A 6,095-nucleotide genomic window follows, 5' to 3' on the forward strand; every position below is an offset into this window, starting at 1 on the left:
GCTCAGTTGCCCTCGGCCCGCTGCTTCTCGGGCGCCTTGGGCCGGGCGCCCTGCTGCGCCGACAGGGTCGCGGCGTCCACGTGCGCGGCCGTCGTGACCGACCGCTTCAGCGCGCTGCCCTTCACCCAGTCCTGCCACTTCACCTGCCAGTACCCCCAGCCGTTCTCCGGCTCCAGCTGCCGGTCGCTGCCGGTCACCGTGATGGGGTCGCCGCGCTGGGAGAGGTTGTAGAACCACTTGGCGTTGGACGGGCTGACGTTGATGCAGCCGTGGCTGACGTTCTCGCTCCCCTGCGATCCCACCGACCACGGCGCGCTGTGCACGTACTCGCCGCTGTCGGAGATGCGCACCGACTTGTAGACGGTGAGGCTGTAGTACCCGGCGCAGCCGGGGCCGCAGCCGTCCCACTCCGACGTCATGATGGTCGGGTCCTCCTTGCCCATGGCGAGGTGGACCCCGTTGGTGGTGGTGTACTTGCGCTCTCCGCCCTTCCCCATGCTCGTCGGGATGGTGCGGGCCTTCTTGCCGTTGATCCGGACGACCATCTTGTGGCTGTCCTCGCCGGCGGTGGAGACGTGCGAGTCGCCGACCTTGAAGTCGACGCCGTAGTCCTTCCCGCCGTACACGCCCTGCCCGGTGCGCACGCCGCTCAGGTGCGCCCGGAACGACACCTTCGTGTGGGCCGGCCAGTAGCTCTTCGTCCGGAACACCGCCTCCTGGCTGCCGAACCAGCTCCAGCCGCCCTCGACGGTCCTGTCGGCGGTGACCTCCAGCGCCCGCTCGACCGCCGCCCGGTCCTTCACCGGACGGGCGAAGTGCATGATGATCGGGATGCCGACGCCGACGGTCTCCCTGTTGAACGGCGCCTCGATCGTGACGTCGTTGGTCTTCTTCACCACGGCCGTGGAGAAGCCGCTGCGGACCGTGCGGGTCCTGCCGTCCCGGCCGAGGGCGGTGGCGTCGACCGTGTACGCCGTGCCCGGCTTCAGCGTCCACCGGGACCGCCACCGCGTCCTGTCGGCGCTCAGGTCCCCCTCGACCACGCCGTCCTTCGTCGCCACCGTCACGTTCTCGATCGTGCCCTGCCGCGCCTCCACGGCGATGGGGCTGTCCGGCCGCAGCTTCCCGCCGCCTCCGGCCGGCGACACCGCGAGCTTCACCTCGTCCTTGCCGGCCGGCCCGACGCTTCCCGAACACGCCGCGGCACCCCCGCCGACGAGCACGCCGCCGACGACGAGCACGGCCGTGTACCGCCCCCGGTCTCCCGGCCTTGAGCCACTCACCCGCATGTGGACCCCCCGGTCGTTCCACTGGGCGATCTGTCGTTTTCCAGCCCGGTCGCTGGAAAGGCGCCCAGTATGTTCGAAAGGGCCGGTACCCGCTAAAAAGCGGACACCGGCCCCCGATGGGGTTCTTTTACTGATCAGTGGGCGAAATGACCCCGGTAGTACTCGAACACCAGACCGACGGACGTGAGGATCGCCGCGGCGGCGCCGAGGATCACCAGCCACCAGCCGAACACGACGCCGAGCGCCACGGCCGTGGCCGAGAGCGCCACGAACAGCGGCCACCAGCTGTGCGGGCTGAAGAAGCCCAGCTCGCCGGCCGCGTCCGCGATCTCGCCCTCCGGGTCGTCCTCGTACAGCGGGCCCGCGTTCGCGCGCTCGAGGCGCCGGACCGTGAAGTGGATGTAGAACCCGATGAGCCCGGCGAGGCCGACCGCGAGCGCGAGCGCCGTCGTGCCCGTCCAGTCGTTGGACCAGAGCCAGTAGACGACGTCGGTGGCGAGGAAGAAGACCGCGCACCCGTAGAACATGAACGCCTGGACGCGCATCGGCTACTCCCCCTTCGCCCCGGCCAGCTCGCCCTTGGCACCCACGTGCGGGTGGTGCAGGTCGAACGCCGGCCGCTCGGAACGGATCTTCGGGATCGAGTTGAAGTTGTGCCGCGGCGGCGGGCAGGAGGTCGCCCACTCCAGCGAGTTGGAGTAGCCCCACGGGTCGTCGACCTCGACGCGCGTGCCCCGCTTCCACGTGATGTAGAGGTTGTAGAAGAACGGCAGCATCGAGGCACCGAGGATGAACGAGAAGATGCTGGAGATCTCGTTCAGCCCGTGGAACTCGCTCGGGTAGTCCGCGTACCGGCGCGGCATGCCCGCGGCGCCCAGCCAGTGCTGGAGCAGGAACGTGCCGTGGAACCCGATGAACAGCAGCCAGAAGTGAATCTTGCCGAGGGTGTCGTTCAGCATCTTGCCGGTGAACTTCGGCCACCAGAAGTAGAAGCCGGCGAACATCGCGAACACCACGGTGCCGAACACGACGTAGTGGAAGTGCGCCACGACGAAGTAGGAGTCCGACAGCTGGAAGTCCATCGGCGGCGACGCCAGGATGACGCCGGTGAGCCCGCCGAACAGGAACGTCACGAGGAAGCCCAGCGACCACAGCATCGGCGACTCGAACGTCAACTGCCCTCGCCAGATGGTCCCCACCCAGTTGAAGAACTTCACCCCCGTGGGAACGGCGATGAGGAACGTCATGAAGGAGAAGAACGGCAGCAGCACCTGGCCGGTGACGAACATGTGGTGCGCCCACACGGTGATGGACAGGCCCGCGATGGTGATGGTCGCGAAGACCAGGCCGATGTAGCCGAAGACGGGCTTGCGGCTGAACACCGGGAGGATCTCGGTCACGATGCCGAAGAACGGCAAGGCGATGATGTAGACCTCCGGATGCCCGAAGAACCAGAACAGGTGCTGCCACAGCAGCGCCCCGCCGTGCGCGGCGTCGAAGATGTGCGCGCCGAGCTTGCGGTCGGCCTCCAGCGCCAGCAGCGCGGCGGCGAGGACCGGGAACGCCAGCAGGACCAGGATCGAGGTCAGCAGCGCGTTCCAGGTGAAGATCGGCATCCGGAACATCGTCATGCCCGGCGCCCGCATGCACAGGATCGTGGTGATGAAGTTGACCGCGCCCATGATGGTGCCGAAGCCCGACATCGCGAGGCCCATCACCCACATGTCGCCGCCGACGCCCGGCGAGCGGACCGCGTCCGACAGCGGGGCGTAGGCGAACCAGCCGAAGCTGGCCGCGCCGCCCGGGGTCAGGAAGCCCGCGATGACGATCAGGCTGCCGAACAGGAACAGCCAGTACGCCAGCATGTTCAGCCGGGGGAACGCCACGTCGGGGGCGCCGATCTGCAGCGGCATGATGACGTTGGTGAAGCCCGCGAACAGCGGCGTCGCGAACATCAGCAGCATGATCGTGCCGTGCATGGTGAACAGCTGGTTGTACTGCTCGTTGCTGACGAACTGCAGCCCCGGCTCGAACAGCTCCATCCGGATCAGCAGCGCGAGCACGCCGCCGAACAGGAACATCACGAACGAGGTGATCAGGTAGAGGTAGCCGATCACCTTGTGGTCGGTGGACGACATCCAGGAGGCGATGATGCGCCCCTTGCTCGTCCGCGGCGCGGCGATCGGCGCGCTCGGTGCGTGACTCGTGGCGGTCACTTGGCACCTCCCGCGGCCAGTGCTTGCTTCGAATCGGCGATGAACTTCTGGTACTGCTCGGGCGTCACGACCTTGAGCTGGAACAGCATCCGGCTGTGGTCGACGCCGCAGAGCTCGGCGCAGCGGCCCTCATAGGTGCCGAGCTTGTTCGCCGTGAACTCGAACTCGTTGGTGTAGCCCGGCATGACGTCCTTCTTGTAGATCAGTGCCGGCACCCAGAACGAGTGGATGACGTCGTTGGCGTGCAGCCGCACCCGCACCGTCTTGCCCGAGGGGATCGTCATCACCGGCTTGGCGGGAGCGGGCCCGTTCGGGGCGACGGGCTGGCCGACGACGGAGGCGACCGTCCTCTCCTTGCCCGCGGCGTCCTTCTCCTTGTAGTCGAACTGCCAGCTCCACTGGAAGCCGATCACGTCGACGACCACCGCGGGGTCCTTGGTGGTCTTCTCGACGAAGTTCTCGTCCCTCGCGGTGAAGTAGAACAGGACCGCGATGATGACGAACGGGACCGCCGTGTAGAGGATCTCGATCGGCATGTTGTAGCGGACCTGCGGCGGCAGATCGTTGGAGCGCTTGCGGTGGAACAGCACCGCCCAGATGATCAGGCCCCAGACCACGGCCCCGACCGCGAACGCCGCGATCCAGGAGCCCTGCCAGAGCTTCAGCATGCGCTCGCCCTGGACGCTGATCGGCTCGGGCATGCCCAGGCGGCTACCGCTGCACGCGGTCGCGGAGAGCGCCAGCAGCCCTAGCGCGCCGGCGCTTTTCAATGCGCGGCGACTGCGCACAGGCGTACGCCGCTCCCTAGAGCGGGTCGGACTCACGGAATGCCTTCCCCACGGATGAAGCCCGGTCGGCCGGGCGGAGAGATCAGTGATTACACGTGTGGTGGACACCCTAGCGCGAGGGTCGCGCGAACCCCCGATCGGGTGCCCGGTTAGTGTTCTCACGTGGCAGGACCGAGCGATCCGGGCGGCTACTTCGACGCCGCGTCAACCGAGCCGCCGCATCCGGCGGCGCGCGCCGCGCTGATCGAGGCGCTGGACGCGGCCTGGGCCGATCCCGCACGGCTGTACGGGGCGGCCCGCGGCACCCGGATGCTGCTCGACCGGGCACGCGCGCGTGTCGCCGGCGTCCTGGGCGCCCGTGCCGACGAGGTGTCGTTCACGTCGTCGGGCACCCAGGCGGTGCACCTGGCGGTCCTCGGGGGGCTCCAGGCGCGCCGGCGCACCGGGCGGCACCTGGTGGCGAGCGCCGTCGAGCACTCCAGCGTCCTGCACGCCGCCGAGCTGCACGAGCGCGATGGCGGCGAGGTCACCCTCGTCGGCGTCGACCGCACCGGCCGCGTCGACGCCGCGGAGTTCGCGGCGGCGCTGCGCCCCGACACCGCGCTGGCCTGCCTGCAGTCGGCCAACCACGAGGTCGGCACCCTCCAGCCCGTCGAGGAGGTCGGGCGGGCCTGCCGCGCGGCCGGCGTGCCGCTGTTCGTCGACGCGGCGCAGTCCCTCGGGCGGGCCGACGTCCCCGGCGGGTGGTCGCTCCTCGCCGGAAGCGCCCACAAGTGGGGCGGGCCCGCCGGCGTCGGCGTGCTCGCCGTCCGCAAGGGCACCCGGTGGCGCTCGCCGCTGCCGGACGACGAGCGCGAGGCGCGCCGGGTCCCCGGGTTCGAGAACGTCCCCGCGATCGCGGCGGCCGCGGCCGCGCTGACGGCCTACCGCGCCGACATGGCGGCCGACGCTCCGCGCGTCTCCGCTCTGGTGGACCGCATCCGGACGGAGGTGCCGCGGAGCGTCCCCGACGTCGAGGTGATCGGCGACCCGGTCCGCCGGCTCCCCCACCTGGTGACGTTCTCCTGCCTGTACGTGGAGGGGGAGGCGCTGCTGACCGAACTCGACCGGCTGGGTTTCGCCGTTTCCTCCGGCAGCTCCTGCACTGCGGATACGCTGCGTCCGAGCCATGTGCTGGAGGCGATGGGGGTGATTACGCATGGGAACGTGCGGGTATCGCTGCCGCGAGGCGTCGGGTCGGAGGACGTCGGCCGCTTCCTCACCGTGCTTCCCGACGCCGTCGCCCGCCTCCGCCGGGCGACGATGAACACCTTCGAGACAGGGAGGCGGTCGCGCCCATGAGGTTCCGAGGCCGCGCCAGGACCGTCACACCGCCCGCCGACGCGCCGCCGCCCCCCGCGGAGCCGGAGGGGCCGCCGCCCGTGCTCGTCATCGACGCGCTCGGCCGCAAGTGCCCCATCCCGATCATCATGCTGGCCGAGCGGATCCGGGAGGTCCCGGTCGGGCAGGTCGTCGCCGTCCTCGCCGACGACGCCGCCGCCCGCACCGACATCCCCGCCTGGTGCCGCATGAAGTCCCAGGACTTCGTCCGCGAGGAGACCCTCCGGCAGGGCGGCTGGGGCTTCCACATCCGCCGCACCTACTAGGCGCGCGCAAGGCCGAGGACACGCGGAAGGGGGGGGGGGGGCCGGGGGGGGGGGCCGGGGGGGGGCGGGGGGGGGGGGGCGGCGGGGGGGGGGGGGGCGGGGCGGGGCGGGGGGGGGGCGGGGGGGCGCGGGGCGCGGGGGGGGGGGGGGGCGCGT

General features: G+C 70.4%; 6 protein-coding genes. 2 read left to right on the forward strand and 4 right to left on the reverse strand.

Features of this window, described 5'->3' with window-relative positions; translation table 11 throughout:
• Positions 1-2: 2 nt before the first annotated feature.
• The 4 genes from AB0C87_RS22115 to coxB form a co-directional block, all read right to left on the reverse strand.
• Complete coding sequence (locus tag AB0C87_RS22115; protein ID WP_345186124.1) at positions 3-1,283, reverse strand: Ig-like domain-containing protein; 1,281 nt, start codon at positions 1,281-1,283, stop codon at positions 3-5.
• A 140-nt stretch (positions 1,284-1,423) separates the two neighbouring features.
• Entirely contained in the window at positions 1,424-1,834 is a 411-nt protein-coding gene (locus AB0C87_RS22120) for a cytochrome c oxidase subunit 4 (RefSeq protein ID WP_179833731.1), read from the reverse strand.
• 3 nt (positions 1,835-1,837) lie between these two features.
• Complete coding sequence (ctaD, locus tag AB0C87_RS22125) at positions 1,838-3,427, reverse strand: cytochrome c oxidase subunit I (protein ID WP_218906069.1); 1,590 nt, start codon at positions 3,425-3,427, stop codon at positions 1,838-1,840.
• 74 nt (positions 3,428-3,501) lie between these two features.
• Positions 3,502-4,206 carry a cytochrome c oxidase subunit II gene (gene coxB, locus AB0C87_RS22130; RefSeq protein WP_345186122.1) on the reverse strand — a complete coding sequence of 235 codons (705 nt, stop codon included), beginning with the start codon at positions 4,204-4,206 and terminating at the stop codon, positions 3,502-3,504.
• A 249-nt stretch (positions 4,207-4,455) separates the two neighbouring features.
• Between coxB and AB0C87_RS22135 the strand changes: the two genes are divergently transcribed.
• Together AB0C87_RS22135 and AB0C87_RS22140 are read left to right on the forward strand one after the other, a co-directional pair.
• Positions 4,456-5,634 carry a cysteine desulfurase family protein gene (locus tag AB0C87_RS22135; protein ID WP_345186119.1) on the forward strand — a complete coding sequence of 393 codons (1,179 nt, stop codon included), beginning with the start codon at positions 4,456-4,458 and terminating at the stop codon, positions 5,632-5,634.
• Positions 5,631-5,939, forward strand: coding sequence for a sulfurtransferase TusA family protein (locus tag AB0C87_RS22140; RefSeq protein WP_345186117.1), 309 nt, complete (start codon positions 5,631-5,633; stop codon positions 5,937-5,939). Before AB0C87_RS22135 ends, AB0C87_RS22140 begins: the two co-directional genes overlap by 4 nt.
• The last annotated feature ends 156 nt before the right edge of the window (positions 5,940-6,095 follow it).

Source organism: Actinomadura sp. NPDC048021, from assembly GCF_040653135.1.
Taxonomy (GTDB): Bacteria; Actinomycetota; Actinomycetes; order Streptosporangiales; family Streptosporangiaceae; genus Spirillospora; species Spirillospora verrucosospora.